We start from the raw sequence: 316 nt of genomic DNA on the forward strand, positions 1-316 counted from the left end.
CGGGGGAGTTCGTCGAGGACTTCGCCCGACGCGTGGAAGCCATGCCGCCGGGCCAGTTTCCGGTGGGGCTCATGCTGGGACAGTTGCAAGCGAGCGCCGCTCAGAACTGCGGCAAGTGCACGCCGTGCGCCCAGGGCATGCCGAAACTTGAGGCGCTGCTGGGCGATGTGGCCGCCTTCCGCGCCACGGCGGCGACGGTGGATGATATCCGAGATGCGGCCACGCTGCTGCGCGACACCGCCGATTGCGCCGTGGGCTGGCAGGCGGGGGCGATGGTGATGGCGGGACTTGACGCCTTTGCCGACGAGTTCGCCAG

Annotated in this window: 1 protein-coding gene; it reads left to right on the plus strand. The window is 69.6% G+C overall.

Annotated elements, in window-relative coordinates:
* On the plus strand, nt 1-316 hold a 316-nt coding region (locus NE591_RS13735), incomplete at both ends, for an NADH-ubiquinone oxidoreductase-F iron-sulfur binding region domain-containing protein (RefSeq protein WP_305145263.1).

Source organism: Adlercreutzia sp. DFI.6.23 (genome assembly GCF_024462535.1).
Lineage (GTDB): Bacteria > Actinomycetota > Coriobacteriia > Coriobacteriales > Eggerthellaceae > Adlercreutzia > Adlercreutzia rubneri.